17 protein-coding genes and 1 pseudogene are annotated in these 22,958 nt (G+C 73.4%); 9 read left to right on the forward strand and 9 right to left on the reverse strand.

The genetic code is table 11. The features are described 5' to 3' along the window. Positions 1-6: 6 nt before the first annotated feature. Genes ACOJTC_RS28740 through pta form a run of 4 tightly spaced genes read right to left on the reverse strand, consistent with a single transcriptional unit; the run spans position 7 to position 5,207 of the window. A complete protein-coding gene (locus ACOJTC_RS28740; protein WP_420119232.1) occupies positions 7-984 on the reverse strand; it encodes an alpha/beta hydrolase family protein in 978 nt (325 codons plus the stop codon). A 39-nt stretch (positions 985-1,023) separates the two neighbouring features. Beyond that, on the reverse strand, positions 1,024-1,926 hold the full coding sequence (locus ACOJTC_RS28745) for an alpha/beta hydrolase family protein (RefSeq protein WP_420119233.1): 903 nt from the start codon (positions 1,924-1,926) through the stop codon (positions 1,024-1,026). Between the two features lie 57 nt (positions 1,927-1,983). Beyond that, entirely contained in the window at positions 1,984-3,135 is a 1,152-nt protein-coding gene (locus ACOJTC_RS28750; RefSeq protein ID WP_420119234.1) for an acetate/propionate family kinase, read from the reverse strand. Then, positions 3,132-5,207: a phosphate acetyltransferase gene (gene pta, locus ACOJTC_RS28755; protein WP_420119235.1), complete on the reverse strand. Its 2,076-nt coding sequence runs from the start codon at positions 5,205-5,207 to the stop codon at positions 3,132-3,134. The genes ACOJTC_RS28750 and pta overlap by 4 nt, the downstream gene beginning before the upstream one ends. Before the next feature lie 249 nt (positions 5,208-5,456). On the opposite strand from pta, the gene ACOJTC_RS28760 reads away from it, so the two are divergent. Together ACOJTC_RS28760 and ACOJTC_RS28765 are read left to right on the forward strand one after the other, a co-directional pair. Next, complete coding sequence (locus tag ACOJTC_RS28760; protein WP_420119236.1) at positions 5,457-6,062, forward strand: hypothetical protein; 606 nt, start codon at positions 5,457-5,459, stop codon at positions 6,060-6,062. Further along, positions 6,055-8,265, forward strand: a complete 2,211-nt coding sequence (locus tag ACOJTC_RS28765; RefSeq protein ID WP_420119237.1) for a bifunctional polysaccharide deacetylase/glycosyltransferase family 2 protein — start codon at positions 6,055-6,057, stop codon at positions 8,263-8,265. The genes ACOJTC_RS28760 and ACOJTC_RS28765 overlap by 8 nt, the downstream gene beginning before the upstream one ends. A gap of 72 nt (positions 8,266-8,337) precedes the next feature. Here the strand turns inward: ACOJTC_RS28765 and ACOJTC_RS28770 are convergent, their stop codons facing one another. The 5 genes and pseudogenes from ACOJTC_RS28770 to ACOJTC_RS28790 all read right to left on the reverse strand — a co-directional run bounded on the left by ACOJTC_RS28770 (position 8,338) and on the right by ACOJTC_RS28790 (position 15,203). Continuing rightward, positions 8,338-8,517: a DUF6104 family protein gene (locus ACOJTC_RS28770; RefSeq protein ID WP_091241170.1), complete on the reverse strand. Its 180-nt coding sequence runs from the start codon at positions 8,515-8,517 to the stop codon at positions 8,338-8,340. Positions 8,518-8,590: 73 nt separating this feature from the next. Next, positions 8,591-12,421 (reverse strand): annotated as a pseudogene (locus ACOJTC_RS28775) (multifunctional oxoglutarate decarboxylase/oxoglutarate dehydrogenase thiamine pyrophosphate-binding subunit/dihydrolipoyllysine-residue succinyltransferase subunit). Positions 12,422-12,638: 217 nt separating this feature from the next. After that, positions 12,639-13,457, reverse strand: a complete 819-nt coding sequence (locus tag ACOJTC_RS28780) for an ABC transporter permease (protein WP_420119238.1) — start codon at positions 13,455-13,457, stop codon at positions 12,639-12,641. Next, positions 13,454-14,386 (reverse strand): ABC transporter ATP-binding protein, encoded by a 933-nt coding sequence (locus ACOJTC_RS28785; RefSeq protein WP_204926854.1) that lies wholly within the window; start codon positions 14,384-14,386, stop codon positions 13,454-13,456. Before ACOJTC_RS28785 ends, ACOJTC_RS28780 begins: the two co-directional genes overlap by 4 nt. A 151-nt stretch (positions 14,387-14,537) precedes the next feature. Then, positions 14,538-15,203, reverse strand: coding sequence for a hypothetical protein (locus ACOJTC_RS28790; protein WP_420119239.1), 666 nt, complete (start codon positions 15,201-15,203; stop codon positions 14,538-14,540). A 197-nt stretch (positions 15,204-15,400) separates the two neighbouring features. Between ACOJTC_RS28790 and ACOJTC_RS28795 the strand changes: the two genes are divergently transcribed. The 7 genes from ACOJTC_RS28795 (at position 15,401) to ACOJTC_RS28825 (ending at position 22,893) form a co-directional block, all read left to right on the forward strand. Beyond that, the gene (locus ACOJTC_RS28795; RefSeq protein ID WP_420119240.1) at positions 15,401-16,180 is read left to right on the forward strand and encodes a GNAT family N-acetyltransferase; all 780 of its coding nucleotides are present in this window, start codon (positions 15,401-15,403) and stop codon (positions 16,178-16,180) included. Next, positions 16,177-17,139 carry a lysophospholipid acyltransferase family protein gene (locus ACOJTC_RS28800; protein WP_420119241.1) on the forward strand — a complete coding sequence of 321 codons (963 nt, stop codon included), beginning with the start codon at positions 16,177-16,179 and terminating at the stop codon, positions 17,137-17,139. Before ACOJTC_RS28795 ends, ACOJTC_RS28800 begins: the two co-directional genes overlap by 4 nt. 237 nt (positions 17,140-17,376) lie before the next feature. Continuing rightward, on the forward strand, positions 17,377-18,207 hold the full coding sequence (locus tag ACOJTC_RS28805) for a DUF4097 family beta strand repeat-containing protein (RefSeq protein WP_420119242.1): 831 nt from the start codon (positions 17,377-17,379) through the stop codon (positions 18,205-18,207). Beyond that, positions 18,204-18,821, forward strand: coding sequence for a PadR family transcriptional regulator (locus ACOJTC_RS28810; RefSeq protein ID WP_420119243.1), 618 nt, complete (start codon positions 18,204-18,206; stop codon positions 18,819-18,821). The genes ACOJTC_RS28805 and ACOJTC_RS28810 overlap by 4 nt, the downstream gene beginning before the upstream one ends. A gap of 119 nt (positions 18,822-18,940) precedes the next feature. Next, a complete protein-coding gene (locus ACOJTC_RS28815; RefSeq protein ID WP_088646020.1) occupies positions 18,941-19,642 on the forward strand; it encodes a response regulator transcription factor in 702 nt (233 codons plus the stop codon). Then, positions 19,639-21,189 carry a sensor histidine kinase gene (locus ACOJTC_RS28820; RefSeq protein ID WP_204926860.1) on the forward strand — a complete coding sequence of 517 codons (1,551 nt, stop codon included), beginning with the start codon at positions 19,639-19,641 and terminating at the stop codon, positions 21,187-21,189. The genes ACOJTC_RS28815 and ACOJTC_RS28820 overlap by 4 nt, the downstream gene beginning before the upstream one ends. A gap of 84 nt (positions 21,190-21,273) precedes the next feature. After that, on the forward strand, positions 21,274-22,893 hold the full coding sequence (locus ACOJTC_RS28825) for a trypsin-like peptidase domain-containing protein (RefSeq protein WP_420119244.1): 1,620 nt from the start codon (positions 21,274-21,276) through the stop codon (positions 22,891-22,893). Positions 22,894-22,958 lie beyond the last annotated feature (65 nt).

Below are 22,958 nucleotides of genomic sequence, written 5' to 3' on the forward strand. Positions count from 1 at the left end.
CGTGGCTCAGAGGCGGTCGTCGAGGGTGGCGATGTCGCCCCGGGTGGCCGAGGCGGGCAGCCGGTCCCGGGCGGCCGCGTCGCCGTAGAGCGTCCAGCGGAGGAACTCGACGATGGTGTCGGAGACCACCCGCAGGGCCGTGTCGTCACCGAGCAGGACCCGGCCGTGGTCGCCCCGGGTCAGGCTGAGCATCGCCTTGGGCCACGGCACCGCGTCGTAGACGGCCTTGCCGGCGGCGTAGTCGACCACCTCGTCGGCCCGGCCGTGCACGAAGAGCTGCGGGGCGGCGGCCCCGGCGAAGGCGGTGCCCACGCCCAGCCCGGTCCCGGCGAGGACCACCCCGGCGCGCAGCCGCTCGTCCCGGCCGGTGGTGAACAGGCCGATGGTGGTCACCCCGCCGGCCGAGTGCCCGGCGGCGGCCACCCGGTCGGTGGCCAGCCGGCCGCGCAGCGGGTCACCGGCCTTCGCGTCCAGCGCCAGCACCTTGTCCAGCACGTACGACACGTCGGCGGGCTGGTTGAGCACGTCCAGGACGCTGCCGTCGGTGCCCTTGCCGGTGTGCGGGAACATCGGCGCGGCCACCACGAAACCGGCCGCCGTCCAGCGGGTCGTCAACGCCCGGTAGTCGGTCGGCCGCCCGTCGAGGCCGTGGCTGAACGCCACCACCGGGAACCGTCCGGCCGCCACCGGGGCGTCGCGCTGCGCCGCCCCACCGGCGGTGCCCCGGGCCGGATACCAGAGGGTCACCGGCAGCGGGCGGTCGCCGCCCCGGTTCAGCCTCAGCTCCCGTACGCCGACCGCGAACGCCCGCGTCGGCGCGGTCCCGGCGGGAACACGCGACGCCTGCGGGGTGGCCTGCGGCGCGGTCGCCTGCGGCGTCGGCGACGGGGCGGCGGGGGGCACGGACGGCGACGCCGAGCAGCCGACGAGGCCGGCGGCGAGCAGCGCGGCGGTCAGCAGGACCGGGATACGACGACGGGACATGAGAACGATTGTGCCTGCCCGTCGCGGCTGCCCGGCGGGCTACGGTCCGGCGTCGGCCAACCGGTCGTCGAGGGTGGTGACGCCGGGGCGGGTGGCGTCGGTGCGCAGCCGCCGGCCGGCGTCCCGGTCGTCGTAGAGGGTCCAGCGCAGGAAGTCGGTGACGGTGGCGAGCACCTGCTCGAAGCCCGGACGCCCCGGGGTGAGGTATTCGCCGTGACCCTGCCCGAGCACGCTGAGGAACGCCTTCGGGCCGCCCGCCCGCCGGTAGCCGGCCCGGCCGACGGCCAGCGGCACCACCGGGTCGGCGGTGCCGTGCACGAACAACAGCGGTGCGCTCGGCCCGGCGAAGGCGCCGGCCAGTCCACCCCCGGCGATGATCACGCCGGAGCGCAGCCGGGCCGGATGGCCGGAGGTGAACATGCCGGCCGTGGTGAAGCCGCCCGCCGAGTGCCCGGTCGCCGCGAACCGGCCCACGTCCAGGTGCCCGGCGAGCGGGTCACCGGTGCGGGCGTCCAACCGGACCAGGTGCCGGATCACCCGCCAGCCGTCGGCGGGCTGGTTACGGACGTCGGCGCGACTGAACCGGGCCGCCCGCCGGTTGGTGTACGGGTAGGTCGGCGCGGCCACCACGAAACCGGCGGCGGCCCACCTGACGGCCAACGCGGCGTGCAGCTCGGGGAGGCTGTGCAGGCCGTGGCTGTGCAGCACCACCGGGAACCGGCCCGGGGCGACCCGGCCACCCACGCTCGGGTACCAGAGCGTCACCGGCAGCGGGCGCGGCCCGGCCGGGTCGACGGTGAACGTGCGCACCGCGACCGGTAGGGCGTGGTCCGGGGCGTGCCGGGCCGGCGGCGGTGGCGGCGGGTCGGTGGCGGCGGCGGCCGGGCCGCAGCCGGCGAGCAGCGCGGCCAGCACCACGGCGCACAGCCGCCTCACCCCCATGCCTGCACGGTAGGTGGTCGACGGACCGGTCCGGCCCGGCCGTCCGGACGATGGTGGTCACCGCCCCGGTCGGTCCGGCTCCACCGCTCGGTCCGCCCCGGCCAGCACCGCGCGGGTCTGCCGGGCGATCTCCCGCTCCTCGTCGGTGCCGACCACGCAGACGCTGACCGGCGCGCCGGCCGGGGAGATCACCCGGTCGCCGGTGCCGGCGTTGCGGTCGGGGTCGACGGCGATGCCGAGCCGGTCCAGTCCGGCCAGGGCGGCGGCCCGTACCTCGGGGGAGTGCTCGCCCACCCCGGCGGTGAAGGTGATCGCGTCCGCCCCGCCCAGCAGCGCGTGGTAGGCCCCGACGTAGCCGGTGATCCGCCGGCAGTAGACGTCGAAGGCGAGGACCGCGGCAGGATCTCCGGCGGCCCGGCGGGCCTGCACCTCCCGCATGTCGTTGGCCCCGGTGAGGCCGAGCAGCCCGCTGCGGTGGTTGAGCAGGTCGTCGATCTCGTCGACCCCCATCCCACCCTCGCGGCGCAGGTGGAAGATCACCGTCGGGTCGAGGTCCCCGCTGCGGGTGCCCATCACCAGCCCCTCCAGCGGGGACATCCCCATCGAGGTGGCCACGCTGCGTCCGCCGTCCACCGCGCAGGCGCTCGCCCCGTTGCCCAGGTGCAGGCTGATCGTGCGCAGCCGGTCGTACGGCCGGTCGAGCAGCTCGGCGGTGCGCCGCGACACGTACGCGTGGGAGGTGCCGTGGAAGCCGTACCGGCGGATGTCGTGGCGGCGGGCGGTGTCCAGGTCGATGGCGTACGTGGCGGCGGACTCGGGCAGGGTGTGGTGGAACGCGGTGTCGAAGACCGCCGCCTGGGCGACGTCCGGCAGCAGTTCCCGGGTGACCTCGATGCCGGCCAGGTTGGCCGGGTTGTGCAGGGGTGCCAGCGGCACCAGCTCCCCGATCGCGGCGACGACCGCGTCGTCGATCCGCACCGGCGCGCTGAACCGCCGACCGCCGTGCACCACCCGGTGCCCCACGGCGGTCAGCCCGGTCAGGTCGAGCCGGCCGAGGACGTCCCGGACGGCGGTGGCGTGGTCGGGTGGGCCGCCGCCCGGCTCGCCGATCCGCTCCACGGTGCCGGAGTCGACGGTCGACTCCCCGGCGTAGAACCGGTACTTCACCGACGACGACCCGCAGTTGAGCACCAGCACCCGGTCGGTCACGACCCCTCCTCCGACGATCCGGCCGCCTGGATGGCGGTGATCGCCACGGTGTTGACGATGTCGGCGACCTTCGCGCCCCGGGACAGGTCGTTGACCGGTCGGCGCAGGCCCTGCATCACCGGGCCGCCGGCCACCGCCCCCGCCGACCGCTGCACCGCCTTGTACGTGTTGTTGCCGGTGTTGAGGTCCGGGAAGATGAACACGGTGGCCCGCCCGGCGACGGTGCTGCTCGGCAGCTTCGTCGCCGCGACCTGCGGGTCGATCGCCGCGTCGTACTGGATCGGCCCCTCGACCAGCAGGTCGGGCCGGCGCTCGCGGACCAGCCTGGTGGCGGCGGCGACCTTCTCCACGTCGGCTCCCGCGCCGGAGTCCCCGGTCGAGTACGACAGCATCGCCACCCGGGGTTCGATGCCGAACCGGGCCGCCGTGTCGGCCGAGGAGATGGCGATGTCGGCGAGCTGGGCGGCGTCCGGATCGGGGTTGACCGCGCAGTCGCCGTAGACCAGCACCCGGTCGGCGAGCAGCATGAAGAACACGCTCGACGCCACCGAGACGCCCGGCACGGTACGGATGATCTCGAAGGCGGGACGGATGGTGGCGGCGGTGGTGTGGGTGGCCCCGGAGACCATCCCGTCGGCGTGCCCGGTGGCCACCATCATGGTGCCGAAGTAGTTGGGTTGGGCCACGATGTCGTGCGCGATCTCGGCGGTGACGCCCCGGTGGGCGCGCAGCGCCGCGTACCGGGTGGCGAACTCGTCCCGCCAGGCGCTGCCGGCCGGGTCGACCACCTGCGCGCCGGTCAGGTCGATGCCCAGCTCGCGGGTGCGGCGGGCCACCTCGTCGGGGCGGCCGAGCAGGGTCAGGTCGGCGACCCCCCGGCGGAGCAGGATCTCGGTGGCCCGCAGGATGCGCTCGTCGGTGCCCTCGGGCAGCACCAGCCGGCGGCGGTCGGCGCGGGCCCGGTCGATCAGGTCGTACTCGAACATCAGCGGGGTGACCCGCTCGGAGCGGCTGACCCGCAGCCGGCGGGCCAGGTCGACGGTGTCGACGTGACCCTCGAACGCGCCGAGCGCGGCCTCCACCTTGCGCGGGTTGGCCGGGCCGGGCCGGCCCTCGATGTGACTGGACGCCTCGACCGTGTCGTAGCTGTCGCTGGTCACCGAGAGCACGGCGAAGCCGGTGTTGAGCCGTTCGACCAGGCGCATCGCCCGGGGGTCGGGCTGTTCGCCGAGGGTGAGCACCACGCCGGCCAGCGAGACCTGCCCGGCGACGTGCGCGGTGGCCGCCGCGACCAGCAGGTCGGCCCGGTCGCCCGGGGTGATCACCAGGGCCCCCTCGGTGAGGTGGTCGAGCAGGGTCGGCACGTGCGCCGCGCCGACCACGTAGTCGAGCACGTCCCGGCCGAGGGCGGCGTCGTCGCCGGCCAGCAGGGTCGCGTCGAGCGCCGCCGCCACCTCGGCCACCGTCGGCGCCGACACGCTCGGCACCTCCGGGATGGCGTACGCGGGGACGGGCAGCTCCGGCAGGGTCAGCGCCCCGGTCACCCGGTTGGCGATCACCGCCAGCACCGTCGCGCCCAGGTCGGCCAGATCGTGGTACGCCCCGCGTGCCGCCGCCGTGACCGCCTCCGGCTGCTGCCCGAAGCCGTCGACCACGGGCACCACCACGCTGCCGAACTCGGTGGCCAGCCGGGCGTTGAAGGCCAGCTCCCGGGGGCCGGCGGTGTCCCCGCCGTCGGTGAAGTCGCTGCCCACCACGATCACCGCCGGGCAGCGCCGTTCCACCGCCCGGTACCGCTCGACGATCCGGGAGATCAGCTCCTCCCGCCGGCCGTCGGCGACCAGGGCCGCCGCCTCGGTGTACGTGGTGCCGGTCAGGTCGGCCTGGGGCAGGTCGATCCGGTAGCGGTCGTGCAGCAGGGCGAGGATCGGGTCGTCGCCGGTGTCGGAGACCAGAGGCCGGAACACGCCGATCCGTTCGACCTGCCGGGAGAGGAGTTCCGCGAGGCCGAGGGCGATGGTCGACTTACCCCCGCCGGACCCCACGCTGGTCAGGTAGACGCTGCGGGCCACGGCACCACCCTAGGAGATCACGTCGTGTCCCGCCCGGGACCTTCGCCCTGAACCGTCGCCGGCAGGTGCCCGCAGGTGCGACCCGAGTCTCATTAGTGGGACGGGCTGGAAGCTGAGTGATCCTCGTGCCTAAACTCGCATCCCATGACTGCCGACCGCCTGAGCAGGAAGAATGCGCCATCCAAAGGATCGAAGCCCATGGGCGCGCTCGGTGGTTGGTCGGCTGTCGATCCACATCGTACCGATGACGTGACGGTAGTCGATGGGCCGACCGTGGTGCTCGACCGCACCGCCGGCCCGACCGACGGCCCCACCGCGTTGATCGCCGCCGTACCCCCGCCCGTCCCCGTCTTCGTCGACCCCAGCGGCCGACGCCACTCCCGGCTGCGCTGGCTCGCGTACGCCCTGGGGCTGGTGGTCCTGATCTACTCCGGGCTGGTCGGGATCAGCTTCGCCGGGGGCATCGCCCCGCACGCGGTGCTCCCCTTCGTCGACGAGGTCGCGCAGCCCGAGCGGTCGTCGCCGCCGGCCCCGACGGCCACCACCACCCCGGCCACCCCCGCCACGACCACCGGCGCCGTGGCACCGAGCGTCGCCCCCCGGGCGCCCCGGGGGAGCGGGCCGGCCGTCGCCCCGGTCACCCCGTCCGCCACCGGCGGCACCGTCAGCCCCTCGCCGTCGCCGAGCGCCAGCCGGTCGCCGAGCCGCAGCCCGGCCACCTCCACGGCGTCGCCCCGACCGACCCGGTCGACGCCGCAGGCCACGACGCCGAACCCGCCGACGCCCACCGACGAGCCGCCCGCCCTGCCCGATCCGCTCCCCGGCGGTGCCGAGGGCGTCCGCGTCGATGGCTGAGCCCGCTGCGCCGACCACCCGCCGGCGCTCACCCGGGCCGACCCGTCGCCGCGCACCCGGCCCGGCCCGACGACGCCGGCCGGTGCCGCAGCCGAGCGGAATCCTGCTGGGCACGGTGCTCGCGCTGCTGGCCGGTGTGCTGCTGGTCGGCGCGTACGCCAACGCCTCCTTCGCCCCCGACCGCCGGGACAGCGTCGCCGGGCAGCGGGAGGTGCCCACCTCGGTGGTGACCGGCGGGCCGATCATCAGCGCCAGCAGCGAGCTGGTCCGCTCCTACCGGCTGCCGCCGCGCACCATCGCGTTGACCTTCGACGACGGCCCCCACCCGGTCTGGACCCGCGAGGTGCTCAAGGTCCTGGCCGCCCACCAGGTCAAGGGCACGTTCTTCGTACTGGGCTCGCAGGTCGCCCGGCACCCCGAGGTGGCCCGCGAGCTGACCGACGGCGGGCACCAGCTCGGCGTGCACACCTTCACCCACCCTGACCTCGCCGAACTGCCGGCGTGGCGGCAACGCCTGGAGTACGCCCAGACCCAGCTCGCCGTGGCCGGGGCCACCGGCATGCGGACCTCGCTGGTGCGCTTCCCGTACTCCTCGCATCCGGGGGCGATCGACAACCGGGACTGGCCGGTGGTCACCGCCGCCGGTGACCTGGGCTACCTCACCTTCCTCAACGACACCGACAGCCAGGACTGGTCGCTGCCCGGAGTGGACCGGATCGTCGAGAACGCCGCCCCCGACGGGGACTCCGGTGCGGTCACCCTCTGGCACGACGCCGGCGGTGACCGGTCGCAGACCGTCGCCGCCCTCGACCGGTTCATTCCGATGATGAAGGAACGGGGGTACCGGTTCGTCACCGCGACCGAGGGGCTGAACCTCGCCTTCGCCGCCGCCGGGGTCGACCACCGGATGGACGCCGCCACCCCCGCCGGCACCGGGGAACGGTGGCGTGGCCGGACGCTGATCTGGGCGGTGCAGGGCGCCGACCGGATGCTGACCGTGTTCGGTGTGCTCTTCGTCGTCGTCGGCGTGCTCACCGTGGGCCGTACCCTCGTGTTGTTCGTGCTGGCCGGGCGGCACGCCCGACGGCGGCGGGCCAGGGACTGGAGCTGGGGGCCGCCGGTCACCGCGCCGGTCTCGGTGATCGTCCCGGCGTACAACGAGAAGGAGGGGATCGCGGCGGCGGTCCGCTCCCTGGCCGGCGGCGACCATCCGGGCGGGATCGAGGTGATCGTCGTCGACGACGGCTCCACCGACGGCACCGCCGACATCGTCGACGCGCTCGGCCTGCCCAACGTCCGGGTGGTCCGCAAGCCCAACGGCGGCAAGCCCAGCGCCCTGAACACCGGCCTGGCGCTGGCCCGGCACGACCTGATCGTGATGGTCGACGGGGACACCGTCTTCGAGCCCGACGCGGTCCGCCGGCTGGTGCAGCCCTTCGCCGACCCGCAGGTCGGCGCGGTGGCCGGCAACGTCAAGGTCGGCAACCGGCGCAGCCTGATCGCCAAGTGGCAGCACATCGAGTACGTCATCGGGTTCAACCTCGACCGGCGGCTCTACGAGACGTTGCGCTGCATGTCCACCGTGCCGGGCGCGATCGGCGGGTTCCGGCGGGAGGCGCTGCGCTACGCCGGGGGGATGACCGACGACACCCTCGCCGAGGACACCGACATCACCATCGCCCTGGGCCGGGCCGGCTGGAAGGTGGTCTACGAGGAGACCGCCCGCGCCTGGACGGAGGCCCCGGCGACCATGGGACAGCTCTGGAAACAGCGCTACCGGTGGAGCTACGGCACCATGCAGGCGATGTGGAAGCACCGGCGCTCGGTGCTCGACCGGGGCGCGTCCGGCCGGTTCACCAGGCGCTGCCTGTTCTTCCTCAGCGTCTGCGGGGTGCTGCTGCCGCTGCTCGCGCCGGTGATCGACCTGCTGGCCCTGTACGGCCTGTTCTTCCTCGACCGCCGGGCCACGGCGGTGGCCTGGCTGGTCATGCTCGGCGTGCAGACCCTCACCGCCGTGGTGGCGTTCCGGCTGGACCGGGAGAAGCTCGGGGTGCTGTGGGTGCTGCCCCTGCAACAGTTCGTCTACCGGCAGCTGATGTACCTGGTGATGGTGCAGGCGGTGGTCACCGCGCTGACCGGCGGGCGGCTGGGCTGGCAGAAGCTGCGGCGTACCGGCCTGGAGCCGGCGGTGCGCAACGGCTGACCGCCCCCGGGTCCGGTGCGGGGCCCGGGGTGCGCGCCCGCGTTCCGCCCGTCCCGGGGGCCGCCGCCGGGATCAGTCCTCGTCGAGGTCGTCGAGGCGGGCCAGCCAGGTGGCGAAGCGCTCGATCGGCGTCTCGAACTCGGGGTTGAGGTCGACGAAGTCGCGCAGCCGCTCACCCAGCCACTCCAGGGTGACCTGCTCGTCGCCCCGGCGCTGCACCAGCTCCTCGATCCCACGATCGGTGAAGTACACCGTGTTCCTCGTTCCTCGCTGACGGGCCCGGCCCGCCCCCTGACAGGGGGCGGGCCGGGTGGGTCGGAATGGATCAGGGGCGGGGCAGCGCGGCGTCGATCAGCGCGGTCTGCTCCACCTCGTGCATCTTGGCCGAGCCGACCGCCGGGGCGGCGGCGGCGGGCCGGGAGATGCGACGCAGCCGGACGTCGGCCAGGTGCTCCAGCAGGTTGAGCGCGACGAAGCTCCACGCCCCCTGGTTGGCCGGCTCCTCCTGCACCCAGGCGAAGTCCTCCGCGTTCGGGTACGCCGCCAGCGCGTCCCGGATCTCCTGCACCGGCAGCGGGTAGAGCTGCTCGATCCGGATGATCGCGGTGTCGGTGACACCCCGTTCCTGCCGTGCCTGGAACAGGTCGTAGTAGACCTTGCCCGAGCAGAGCAGCACCCGCTTGACCTGCTCGGCCGCGGGCGCGGCGGGGTCGGCCAGCACCGGGGCGAAGGTGCCGGTGGTGAAGTCCTCCACCGGGCTGACGCAGAGCTTGTGCCGCAGCAGCGACTTCGGCGTGAACACCACCAGCGGCTTGCGCTTGGGCGACAGGGCCTGCCGTCGCAGCAGGTGGAAGTAGTTCGCCGGGGTGGTCGGGATGGCCACCCGCATGTTGTCCTCGGCGCACATCTGCAGGAACCGCTCGGGACGGCCGGAGGTGTGGTCCGGGCCCTGCCCCTCGTGGCCGTGCGGCAGCAGCAGGGTGACCGCGGAACGCTGGCCCCACTTCACCTCGCCGGAGGAGATGAACTCGTCGATCACCGACTGGGCGCCGTTGACGAAGTCACCGAACTGCGCCTCCCAGCAGACCAGCGCGTTGACGTTCTCCACCGAGTAGCCGTACTCGAAGCCCATCGCCGCGTACTCGCTCAGCAGCGAGTCGTGCACGAAGAACCGGGACCGCTCGCCGTCGGCGGTGAGCGACTTCAGCGGCAGGTGGTCCTCGCCGGTCTTGGCGTCGACGATCGAGGCGTGCCGCTGGACGAAGGTGCCCCGGCGGGAGTCCTGCCCGGCGAGCCGGACGGTGACCCCGTCGTGCAGCAGCGCGCCGAACGCGATGATCTCGCCGTACCCCCAGTCGATGTTGCCCTCGGCGGACATCCTGGCCCGCCGGTCGAGCAACTGCTGGATGCGCTTGTGCGGGGTGAAGCCCTCGGGCAGGTTGACGTGCGCCTCGCCGACGGCCTTGACCACGGCGGCGTCGGTGGCGGTCTGCACCTGCGGCTCCGGCTCCTCGGCGCGGCTGGGCCGGCTGACCTGGCGCGGGGTGGTGGCGGCGTCCCGGGTGGCCTTGAAGACCCGCTCCAGCTGCGCCTGGTAGTCGCGCAGCAGCTCCTCGGCGTCCTCGACGGTGATGTCGCCCCGGCCGATCAGCTCCTCGGTGTAGAGCTTGCGGACCGACCGCTTCGAGTCGATGATCTTGTACATCTGGGGGTTGGACATCGACGGGTCGTCGCCCTCGTTGTGCCCGCGCCGCCGGTAGCAGACCATGTCGATCACGACGTCCTTGTTGAACGCCTGCCGGTACTCGAACGCCAGCCGGGCCACCCGGACCACGGTCTCCGGGTCGTCGCCGTTGACGTGGAAGATCGGCGCCTGGATCATCCGGGCCACGTCGGTGCTGTAGAGGCTGGACCGGCTGTACTCCGGGGCGGTGGTGAAGCCGACCTGGTTGTTGACCACCACGTGCACGGTGCCGCCGGTGCGGTAACCACGCAGCTGGGACAGGTTGAGCGTCTCGGCGACGACCCCCTGGCCGGCGAACGCGGCGTCACCGTGCACCGCCAGCGGCAGCACGGTGTAACCCTCCAGCTTGAGGTCGATCCGGTCCTGCTTGGCCCGGACGATGCCCTCCAGCACCGGGTCCACCGCCTCCAGGTGCGACGGGTTCGCCACCACCGACACCTTGACCGAGTGGTCGCCGTCCGGCGTGGTGAACTTGCCGTTCTGACCCAGGTGGTACTTCACGTCGCCGGAGCCCTGGGTGGAGCGCGGGTCGAGGTGCCCCTCGAACTCCGAGAAAATCTTCTCGTACGGCTTGCCGACGATGTTGGCCAGCACGTTGAGCCGGCCCCGGTGCGCCATGCCGATGACGACCTCGTCCAAGCCGTCCTCGGCGGACGCCTCCAGCACCTCGCCGAGCAGCGGGATCAGCGACTCGCCACCCTCCAGCGAGAACCGCTTCTGGCCCACGTACTTGGTCTGTAGGAAGGTCTCGAACGCCTCGGCGGCGTTGAGCCGGTTGAGCACGTGCTTCTGCTCGTCGGCGGCCGGCTTCTCGTAGCGGCGCTCGATCCGCTCCTGGATCCAGCGGCGCTCCTCCGGGTCCTGGATGTGCATGTACTCGATGCCGAGCCGACGGCAGTACGAGTCGCGCAGCACGCCGAGGATCTCGCGCAGCTTCATCCGCTGCTTGCCGGCGAAGCCGTTGACCGGGAACGTGCGGTCGAGGTCCCACAGGGTCAGCCCGTGCTGGAGGACGTCCAGGTCGGGGTGCTTGCGGATGGTGAACTCCAGCGGGTCGGTGTCGGCCATCAGGTGGCCCCGGACCCGGTAGGCGTGGATCAGCTCGTGCACCCGCGCGGTCTTGTTGATCTGGCCCTCGGAGTTGACGGCCACGTCCTGCATCCAGCGCACCGGCTCGTACGGGATGCGCAGCGAGGTGAAGACCCCGTCGTAGAAGCCGTGCTCACCGAGCAGCAGCTCGTGCATGACCTTGAGGAACTCGCCGGACTGCGCGCCCTGGATGATCCGGTGGTCGTACGTGCTGGTCAGCGTGATGATCTTGCTGACCGCCAGTTCGGCCAGGGTCGCCTCGCTCATCCCCTGGTACGGCGCGGGGTACTCCATCGCGCCGACCCCGATGATCGCGCTCTGCCCCTGCATCAGCCGGGGGATCGAGTGCACCGTGCCGATGCCGCCCGGGTTGGTCAGCGAGATCGTGGTGCCGCCGTGGTCCTCCATGGTCAGCTCGTTGCGGCGGGCGCGCCGGACCACGTCCTCGTACGCCTGCCAGAACTGCCGGAAGTCCCTCTGCTCGCAGCCCTTGATGGACGGCACCACCAGGTTGCGGGAGCCGTCGGGCTTGGTCAGGTCGATGGCGATGCCCAGGTTGACGTGCTCCGGGCGGACCATCGCCGGCTTGCCGTCCACCTCGGCGAAGGAGTTGTTCAGCTCCGGGTGTGCGACCACGGCCCGGACCAGCGCGTATCCGATCAGGTGGGTGAAGCTGACCTTGCCGCCGCGCCCCCGGGCGAGGTGGTTGTTGATCACGATGCGATTGTCGACCAGCAGCTTGGCCGGGACCGCGCGCACGCTGGTGGCGGTCGGTACGGACAGTGAGGCGTCCATGTTCTGCACGATCCGCGCGGCCACCCCGCGCAGCGGCGTGGTGCCGGGGGCGCTGGCCGCCGACGCCTTCGCCGCCGGCTTGGCCGGGGCGGCCTTCCCGGTGGCCGCCGGCTTCGCGGCGGACCCGGGGGCGGTCTTCGCGGTGGCCGGCTTCGGGGCGGTGGCCGGCTCGGCGGTGGCGGTCTGCTTGGTGGCGGCCGGCCTGGTGGCTGCCGGCTTGGTGGCGGGGGCCGGCCTGCTGCTGGCGGTCGGCTTGGCGTCGGCCGTCGCCGCCTTCGCGGCGGGCCCGGTCGCGACGGTGGCGACCGGCTCCTGCTTCTCTGCCGGCTACTGCGTCGCCGCAGCGCCGTCAACCGGGCGCGGGGTCGCCGCGCCCGGGGCGGGTCGGTAGTCGGCGAAGAAGTCGTGCCAGGCCGAGTCGACGCTCGACGGGTCGGCGAGGTAGCGCTGGTACATCTCCTCGACGATCCACTCGTTCGGACCGAAACCCGCCAGTGGGTTCTCCTGCGAAGTCTGCTGGGTCGACACGGCCGGTAATCGCCTCTTTCACGCGGGTCTGTGTGTCACGCGGTGTCCGCCGTCGTCCGTACGTGCATGTGGACGGGCGACGGCTCCCAGGCTACGCCGCAGAAATACCATAGGCATTTCCGCCTCCAAGGGGTGTGCGGTTTCACAGAAGAAACCGAAAGTCAATCAGCTCTTCGTGTTCCGATGACTCCTTACCGCAGTGGCGCCGGGTGGTGCGTCACCCAGCCGCACCAACGGGGCCGCCCGAAAAGGCGCCGGCCACCACCGCGTACCCGATGAGGACCACCGCACCCGCCCAACGCGGCGGGTTGCCCGGGATCTCGGTCCCGCTGACCATCAGCGACGACGCCAGCGACGGCACCAGCACCTGGAGGTCGTTGATCCAGTCGCCCCAGCGGGCGGCCAGGATGCTGATCGCGATGGCCGCGCCGACCGCGCCACCCAGGTAGAGCAGGATGCCGGTGACCGTGGCACCGATCTGGCTGCGGATCAGCACCCCGATCCCGACCCCGAGCACCGACCAGAGCAGGTACGCCAGGCCGTTGAGCGCGGTGGCCCGCCAGACCGCGCCGCTGCCGAGCTGCGAGCCCAGGTCGACGCTGTTCATCACCAGTGCCCCGAAGGCCAGGTTGAACACGGTGGTGACCAGCCAGAACAGCACGGCCAGAATGGCCGCGGCGGCCAGCTTGGCCAGCATCACCGCCGTGCGGTGCGGCACGGTGAGGAAGGTGGTGGTGACCGTCTGGTGGAAGAACTCGCTGGTCACCACGATGATGCCGAGCAGCATCACGATCATCAGGCCGAAGAACTGCCCGTTGGTGTAGACGTTGGCGGCCAGGCTGTCCACCGACTGCGCCGCCTGGATCTGGTCGGCCTGGTCGGCCGGCACGTCGCCGAAGTTGTTGTTGGCCAGCGCGTCGGTCTGCAACCAGTTGATCAGGGCGGTGAGCGCCCACAGCGGCACCGTGATCAGCCCGAAGATCCACCAGGTGCTGGTGGTACGGATCTTCAACAGCTCGGATCGGACGAGGTTCATCGGATGCCCGCCTTCCCGGCCGTCAGCTCCAGGAACACCCGCTCCAGGTCGGGTCGTTCCGGGGTCAGTTCGTGCAGCTCGACCTTGGCGGCCAGCGCGGCCCGGCCGATCGCCGGCGCGTCCACGCCGCTGACCAGTAGCACGCCGTGCTCGTCGGTCTCCACCGTGGCGGACTGCTCACGCAGCGCCACGGTCAACTCCTCGGCCTGCGGGGTGCGCACCCGCACCCGGCCGCCCTGCGACATCGAGCCGAGCACCTGCTCGACCGGACCCTGCCGGATCAGCTTGCCGGCCGCGATGATCACCACGTCGTCGGCGAGGAGCTGCATCTCGGACAGCAGGTGGCTGGAGACCAGCACGGTCCGCCCCTCGTGGGCCAGCCCCTTGAGGAAGCCACGCATCCAACGGATGCCCTCCGGGTCGAGACCGTTGGCCGGCTCGTCGAGGATCAGCACCTGGGGGTTGCCGAGCATCGCGGCGGCGATGCCGAGCCGCTGCTTCATGCCCAACGAGTAGCCCTTGAACTTGCGCTTCGCCGCCGGGGTGAGCCCGACCAGGGCCAGCGCCTCGTCGGCCCGGCTCTTCGGCAGGCCGGCCGCCGCGCAGATCACCCGCAGGTGGTTGATGCCGGTACGGCCCTTGTGCGCGCTGGAGGCCTCCAGCACCGCGCCCACGTGCCGCAGCGGATCGGTCAGGTCGGCGTACCGCCGGCCCCCGATCGTCGCCGTGCCACCGGTCGGGGTGACCAGGTTCAGCAGCATCCGCAGGGTGGTCGTCTTACCCGCCCCGTTCGGGCCGAGGAAGCCGGTCACCCGACCGGGCTCGACCGTGAAGGACAAGTTGTCGACCGCCCGGACGTTCTTGTACTGCTTGGTCAAACCGGACACGACGATCTGGCCGGTGCTGGGGCTCCACTGCCCGTCGGACATCGTTCTCCTCCCGTGCGGCGGCGCGCGGGGCACCGCGTTCTGCGACGCCGTTGCGGAATGCGCCGCTGCCAGCCTTGCTGGTCAGGTCAAGTTACGCCATCAGCCCCGGTCGGTAGGCCCTGCTCCGACTCAGGCAGGAGCGGAGTCGTCCTCAGGGACGAGGCGCGGCGGGCAGCGCGACCCAGGTGGCGCGGGCCCGGCCCAGCAGCCCACCGGCACCGTCGTAGAGGCTGGTACGCACCACCGCCAGGCGTCCCTCGACGGTGTCCACCGCCCCGGTGACCACGTACTCCCCGCCCGGCGCGGGCAGCGCGTCCACCGTCACGGCGAGCCGGCCCAGCACGTACGGCCGGCCCGGGGCGATCACCGCCCAGCCCCCGGGGCAGTCCAGCGCCGCCCACACCGTCGGCGCGCTCACCCGGGCAGGCGTCCGCCACGGCGCGGCGGTCCGGCCGTCGGGCAGCCGCCCGGGGTATATCCGCAGGCCGTCCGGGTGCTCCGGGCCGCAGACGTAGCAGCCGGGGAAGGGGTGGTCCACCAGCCCCGGGTACGTCGCCGAGGCGGCCCGCGCGGTCGCCGGGTCCACCGGGGGAACCGGGGCGGGCGGATCACCGGCCGGGCGTACCTCGGCGACCAGGTGCCCCCCGGGGTCGCGCACGTCGCCGTCGGCGAGGGTGAGCGGGGTGTCCAGCGGCGGCGGGCGACGCAACGTCACCTCGACCGGCCCGTCCGCGCCGTACGCCCCGGCGAAGATCCCCGCGCTCCAGCCGCCGTTGCCCGTGCCGGGCGGCCCCTGGTACCGCGCCTCGATGATCATCGACCCTCCACCGTGTCGTCGGCCCGGCCGGCCGGGCCCCCGCAGCAGCCTCGCACGCGCCGGCCACGCCTCCCGCCCGCCCCACCGACCCCGTGCGCCACCCTGGTCACGCCCGGGACCGGTCCCGCCGACAGGCGTTCACCGGATCGACACCCGTCCCCGGCCGACCGGCAACCCGGGGCACCTACACAGGTCCCATGGCTGTTCTGCATGCCGCTGGCGCACCCCTGACGACCAGTGGATACACCCTGCTGATCGCCGACGACCCGACCCAGGTCGCGGCCGCGCAACGCCTGCGCCACGAGGTGTTCGCCACCGAACTCGGCGCCACCCTGCGTCCGGGTGCCGCCGGGCTGGACACCGACGACCTCGACGTCCACTGCGACCACCTGATCGTCCGCGAGGAGCGCACCGGGGCGGTGGTCGGCACCTACCGGCTGCTGCCCCCCGGCCGCACCGACCGCCGGTACGCCGCCGGCGAGTTCGACCTGACCCCGCTCGAACCGCTGCGCGACCTGCTGGTCGAGACCGGCCGCTCCTGCGTCCACCCGGACCACCGCTCCGGCGCGGTGCTCAACCTGATGTGGGCGGGACTGACCCGCTACCTGCACCTGCGCGGGATGAACTGGCTGGGCGGCTGCGCCTCGGTGCCGGTCGACGGCGGCGGCCGGGCCGTCGCCGAGACGTGGGCGCTGGGCCGGACGGGGCACCTCGCGCCCCCGCTGATGCGGGTCCGTCCGCTGCGGCCGTGGTTCGCCGAACCGGGTGCGGCGACACCGGCCTCGGCCACCGGGGACCCCGCCGGGCGGGCGCTGATCCCTCCGCTGGTCCGTGGCTACCTGCGGCTTGGCGCGTGGATCGCCGGGGAACCGGCGTACGACCCGGACTTCCGCTGTGCCGACTTCTACCTGCTGTTCTCGTTGGACCGGATGAACCCGCGCTACCGCCGGCACTTCCTCGGCGGGGTGACCCGGTGAGCGCCGAGTTGTGGCGCCCGACCGCCGGCTGCGGGCCGGACTGCCTGCCGGGGGAGGGCCGGGCCGGGGTGTCGCCCGGCCGGCAGGTGGCACGGCTGGTGGGCGTACTCGGGATGCTGCTGGCCGGGGCCGGCCTGACCGTACTGCTGCCGGTGCTGCCGGCGGCGCGGCGGGCGGCGGTGCTGCGGGCCTGGGCCCGGCGGACCGCCGGGGTGCTCGGGGTGCGGCTGGTGGTGCGCGGGCGGCTGCCCCGACGACGGGCACTGCTGGTCGCCAACCACGTCTCCTGGCTGGACGTGTTCGCGGTGCTGGCGGTCGCGCCGGCCCGGCTGCTGGCCAAACGGGAGGTGCGGAGCTGGCCGGTGCTGGGACTGCTGGCCCGCGCCGGTGGCACGGTCTTCGTCGACCGGTCCCGGCCCCGGGACCTGCCGCGCACGGTGGCCCGGCTCGCGGCGATCCTGCGCGCCGGTCACCCGGTCACGGTCTTTCCCGAGGGTACGACCTGGTGCGGCATCGTCCCCCCGGCCGCCTGCCGGCCGCGCCGGGGCTTCCGGCCGGCGGTCTTCCAGGCGGCGGTCGACGCCGGCGCCCCCGTGGTGCCGCTGCGGATCAGCTACCGCTGCGCTGCCACCGGGGCGACGACCACCACCGCGGCCTTCCTCGGCGACGACACGCTCTGGCGCTCGGTACGCCGGGTGCTGGCCGCCCGGGACCTGGTGGTCGACGTCGCGGTGACCGCCGCCCTGCACCCGGTCCCCGGGGCGGACCGTCGGGTGCTGGCCCGGGCCGCCGAGTCGGCCGTGCACCTGCTGCCGCCCCGACCGGCCGCCGGCCGCCCCACCCTGGCCGTCCTCGACCCGGTGGGCGTGCCGGGTTCGGTGGCCGCGTCGGGTTCGATGTCCGCGCCCGGTTCGGTGGCCGCGCCGGCTGTCGGGGCGGGCCGCGGCCTGGCCGCCTGACCCGAGGGCCGCGATCAGCCTGCGTGATCGACTCGTGGGGGCCGATGTTGCGGTGATCCAACCGCGGGATACCGCTGGATCGGCCCAGATGAGTTGATCATCCCGACCGGACGTGGGTCGGGTGGCGCGTCGGGTGGGACGGTAACTCGCGACAGTCTTGTTCTATCGCGATGTATCGCGTTATGCTTTCTCCGTGCAGTGGCGCGGCCGTCGGCCGTGACCCCGGAGGGAGACGCCATGACCAACTGGAAGGTCGACAGACCACAACGGATCACCATCGACGAGCCGGTCACCCGGCTCGACGTCCGCCTGGTCGCCGGGCGGCTCAACGTGGTCGGCACCGACGGGCCGGCGCGGGTCGACGTCACCCGGGTCAGCAGCCGGCCGGTCCTCGTCGAACACCACGACGGCGTCCTGCGGATCGAACACGAACGCCCACCCCGCTGGCCCGGGTTCCTCTGGTGGCTCGGTCAGCTCGGTCGCCGGTTCCGGGCCGAGGTGTCCGTCGCCGTCCCGGCCGGCACCCTGGCCGACCTGCACCTGGTCGACGGCACGCTGGTCGCCTCCGGGCTGTCCCACGACACCACCGTGGACGTCACCTCCGGGCAGATCACCCTGATGGGGCTGGCCGGGCGCACCAACGCGCGGATCGTCTCCGGCCCGGTCGAGGCGCTCGGCGTCACCGGCGACCTCGTCCTGAACACGGTCTCCGGTGAGGTGACCCTCGCCGACAGCGCCGCCGGCCGGGTGCACGCCAACACCGTCTCCGGGGCGATCACCTGTGACCTGGACAATCCCCGGCGCAGCGACATCCGGCTCACCACCATCTCCGGGCCGATCACCGTCCGGGTCCGCGAGGACAGCGACCTCGCCGTCCACCTGCACACCACCTCGGGCCGGATCACCAGCGGTTTCCCCCAGGTCGGCGGCGGGTCCGGCGTCGGCTCGGTCAAGGACAGCCACGGGGTGCTCGGCGCGGGCGCGGGTAAGCTCTGGGCGTCCGCGACGTCCGGCAGCATCGCGCTGCTCGCCCGGCCGGTGGACGCCAACCAGGAGGAGCTGCCGTGACCGCCGTGTTCAGCCACGGGCGGCTGCGGCTCTACCTGCTGCGGCTGCTCGACGACGGCCCCAAGCACGGCTACGAGCTGATCCGACTGCTGGAGGAGCGTTTCCTCGGCCTGTACGCCCCGAGTGCCGGCACCATCTATCCCCGGCTGCAACGGCTGGAGGCCGACGGCCTGGTCACCCACGCCGCCGCCGGTGGCCGCAAGGTCTACGAGATCACCGAGGACGGCCGGGCCGAGCTGCGCCAGCGCGCCGACGAGCTGACCACCCTGGAGTCCGACATCTCCGCCTCGGTGGAGGATCTGTCCGCACTGGCCGGCGAGATCCAGACCGAGGTACGCGGCTCGGTGCGCGACCTCAAGCGGGAGCTGCGCGAGGCCACCCGGCAGACCCGGCAGACCCGCTGGGACCGTCCGGCTCCCGGCCCCACCCCCCGCCCGGCGACCCCCGCCACCGACGGCTCCCCCCTGCTGGTCGAGTTCGACAGGCGGCTGGCCGAGTTCACCGTCGAGGTGGGTGCGCTGGTGCGGGCCGGGCGGCTCAGCGACACCCAGTTGCGGACCGCGATCCGGGTCCTCGACGGCGCGTTGGACGGGTTACGCCGGCTGCTGCGGTGACCGCCGGCTCGCAGGGTGCGGGCCGGCAGAGGGCGGGGAGCCGGCGTCGGCGCGGCTTCACAGGGTTTTTGCAGGAAGCGTCCAGCACCGACGCAGCGACGTCACGGATGATGGCCAGCATGGCCGCTACCCAGACCGAGGCGCGACTGCTCGTCGTCGAGGACGATCCCAACATCCTCGAACTGCTCTCCGCCAGCCTCCGCTTCGCGGGGTTCGACGTGGCGACCGCCACCAGTGGCAGCGCGGCCCTGCACGCGGCCAAGGACCACCGCCCCGACCTGGTGGTGCTCGACGTGATGCTGCCCGACCTGGACGGCTTCGAGGTCATCCGGATGCTCCGCGAGGGCGGCACGCGTACCCCGGTGGTGTTCCTGACCGCCCGGGACGCCACCGACGACAAGATCCGTGGGCTCACCCTGGGCGGCGACGACTACGTCACCAAGCCGTTCAGCCTGGAGGAGCTGACCGCCCGGATCCGGGCGGTGCTGCGGCGTACGGCCACCGGCGAGCACGCCCCCTCCCGGCTCACCTTCGCCGACCTGGAGCTGGACGAGGAGACCCACGAGGTGCACCGGGCCGGTCAGCGGGTGCAGCTCTCGCCGACCGAGTTCAAGCTGCTGCGGTACCTGATGCTCAACGCCAACCGGGTGCTGTCCAAGGCGCAGATCCTCGACCACGTGTGGAACTACGACTTCCGGGGTGACGACAACATCGTCGAGTCGTACATCTCGTACCTGCGCCGCAAGGTCGACAACACCCAGCCCCGCCTGATCCACACCCTGCGCGGCGTGGGCTACGTCCTGCGCAAGCCGGCGGCGTGAACCCGCTCGACGAGGCGAAGGGGCGGCTCCGGAGCATCCCGCTGCGGGTCAAGCTGGTCGCGGCGGTCCTCACCCTCGTCGCCATCGCCCTCGTGGTGATCAGCTCGCTGACCACGTACTTCCTGCGGGAGTACCTGATCGGCCAGGTCGACGACCAGTTGCGCGGTGACACCAACGGGGTGGCGCGGGCGCTCGGCCAGGGACGGGGCCCGCTCCTGGTGGGCATCCCCACCGACTACGTGGCCGCGCAGGCCAGCCGGACCGAGGTGGAGGGGCCGTCGCGCTACTCCGGCCTGCGTCCCGAGGAACTACCGGAGTTCCCGACCGACTTCGCCGGTTTCTCGGCCCTGGTCGGCGACCCGTTCACCGTGCAGTCCATGGACGGCCGCACCCGGTGGCGGATGCTCTACACCGACCTCGGCGACGGCCGGGTCCTCGCCTTCGGCCAGCACATGACCGACGTCGACCTGGCGGTCAAGCGGCTGATCTGGATAGACATGCTGGTCGGCGGGGCGGTGCTGATCCTGCTCGCCTCGATCGGCGCGGCCATCGTGCGGACCAGCCTGAAACCGCTGGTGGAGATCGAACGGACGGCTGCGGCGATCGCCGGTGGTGACCTGAGCCGTCGGGTGCCCGACCCGGAGGAGGGTCAGGAGTGCGCCACCTCCGAGCTGGGCCGGCTCTCCCGGGCGTTGAACGCGATGCTGGCGCAGATCGAGGCCGCCTTCACCGCCCGCGCCGCCTCGGAGATGGCGGCCCGTACGGCGGAGGCCGGTGCCCGGGACGCGGCGCACGCCGCGCTGGCGTCGGAGGCCCGCGCCCGGCGTTCGGAGGAGCGGATGCGGCAGTTCGTCGCGGACGCCTCGCACGAGCTGCGGACCCCGTTGACCACCATCCGGGGCTTCGCCGAGCTGTACCGGCAGGGGGCGGCCCGCGCCCCCGAGCAGACCGCCGACCTGCTGCGCCGCATCGAGGACGAGGCGGCCCGGATGGGGCTGCTGGTGGAGGACCTGCTGCTGCTCGCCCGGCTGGACCGGGAACGCCCGCTGTCGCTCGCCCCGGTGGAGTTGCCGGTGCTCGCCTCCGAGGCGGTCGAGGCGGCCCGGGTGGTCGCCCCCGAACGGCACATCGAGCTGGAGATCGCCCCGGACTCGGGCCCGCTGGTGGTGCACGCCGACGACGCCCGGCTGCGGCAGGTGATCGGCAACCTGATGACCAACGCGTTGACGCACACCCCGCCGGAGGCGTCGGTGACCCTGCGGTTGTGTTCCGAGGACGGGAACATGGCCGTGGTGGAGGTGATGGACACCGGGCCGGGGCTCGCCCCGGAGCAGGCCGAGCGGGTCTTCGAGCGGTTCTACCGCGCCGACGCGGCCCGGACCCGCCGGGCCAGCGGGATCACCAGCACCGGACTGGGGCTGGCCATTGTCGCGGCGCTGGTCAGCGCCCACCAGGGCACCGTCGAGGTGGACGAGACGCCGGGCGGCGGGGCGACGTTCCGGGTCCGGCTGCCCCTGCTGCCCGACGCGGACGGCGACGCGGAGTGACGCCCCGCCGGCCCCGCTGTGACTTTCAGAAAACTTCCAGGCGGGTTCCAGGTGGGTGACAGTGCGACGGGGAAAGCTAGGGGCATGACCGAGTTCGAGACCGACCCGCAGCGTCGGCCGGCTGCCCCCGACGCCGAGCCGTCGCACCCCTCCGCCGAGCCTGCCCGCGCCGTGCGCGGCGAGTCCGACACCCCCAACACCCCCGGTCAGGCCGCCGGCACCGCGGGGGAGCCGGCCGGCACGGCCAACCCCGGACCGGGGTACGCGCCGCCCGCGTCGCCGTACGCGCCGCCCGCCGCCACGCCGTACCCGCAGTCGTCGTACCCGTCCGGTGGCGGCGACCAGCAGTACCGGCCCGGCTATCCCGCGTCCACCGGCTACCCGGCGGGCCACTCCCCGGCGGGGCAGTACCCGTCGGCGGGCTACCAGCCCGGCCAGCAGCAGCCCGGGTGGGCCGGTGGCTACCCCGGTCAGCACCGTCCCGGTCAGCCGGGCGCGGGCACCGGGTCGGCCGGCTACCCCGGTCAGTCCGGTGTCGGCTACGGCCAGCCCGGTGTGAGCCAGCCGTCCGCCGGCTACCCGGGGCAGGGCGGGCCGCAGCACCCCGGCCAGCCGACTCCGCCGTGGGCGCCGGCCCCGGCCCCGCAGGCCGGCAAGGTGGCCAAGTTCGTCGGCGCCGGGGTCGCGGTCTTCGCCCTGATGCTCGGCTCCGGCGTGGCCGGTGGCGCGCTCGCCCTGGCGGTGGACGGCGACCGGGGCGGGATCACCCGCAACTACTCGGCCGCCCCCGTGATCAACAGCGCCGACCTGCCGAAGATCGCCGCCTCGGTGCAGGACAGCGTGGTCTCGATCATGACCGACAGCGGCGAGGGATCGGGCGTGGTCCTCAGCTCCGACGGCTTCGTGCTGACCAACAACCACGTGGTCGCCTCCGCCTCCGGCGACGCCGTCCGGGTGGTCTTCGCCAACGGCAAGACCGCCCCCGCCAAGATCGTCGGTACCGACCCGAAGACCGACCTCGCGGTGGTCCAGACCAGCGGCATCGACAACCTCAAGGCGGCGAAGTTCGGCGACAGCGACGCCATGCAGGTGGGCGACCAGGTGCTCGCCCTGGGTAGTCCGCTCGGCCTGCAGGGTTCGGTGACCGCCGGCATCCTCAGCGCCCGCGACCGCACCATCCAGGCCGGCAGCGGCAACGGCCCGCAGCAGTCCCCGCAGGGCGGTGCCAGCTCGATCTCCGGCCTGCTCCAGACCGACGCCCCGATCAACCCGGGCAACTCCGGTGGCGCGCTGGTCAACACCCGGGGCGAGGTGATCGGCATCAACACCGCCATCGCCACCGCCGGGCAGGGCAGCACCGGCAACATCGGCGTCGGCTTCGCCATCCCGAGCAACAAGGCCAAGGACGTCGCCGAGAAGCTCCAGCGGGGCGAGAAGGTCAGCCACCCGTCCCTGGGGGTCAGCGTCAACGCGGCCGAGGACGGCGGGGCGCTGGTCGCCTCCGTCGCCGGCGGCAGCGCCGCCGAGAAGGCCGGCATCCAGCGCGGCGACGTGATCACCAAGTTCGGGGACAAGGTGATCAACGACTCCAACGATCTGGTCGGCGCGGTGCAGGCCGGCAAGGTCGGCGACCGGGTCCAGGTGACCTACAAGCGAAATGGTGCCGAGTCGACCGCAACCGTGACGCTCGCCGAGACGTCGTAACCACAGACCTGCCTCCTCCGGGCGGGGGGGGGGGGGGGGGGAGCGGCGGGGGGACGCCCCCCCCC

Origin of the sequence: Micromonospora sp., from assembly GCF_048594385.1 — a bacterium.
GTDB lineage: Bacteria > Actinomycetota > Actinomycetes > Mycobacteriales > Micromonosporaceae > Micromonospora > Micromonospora wenchangensis.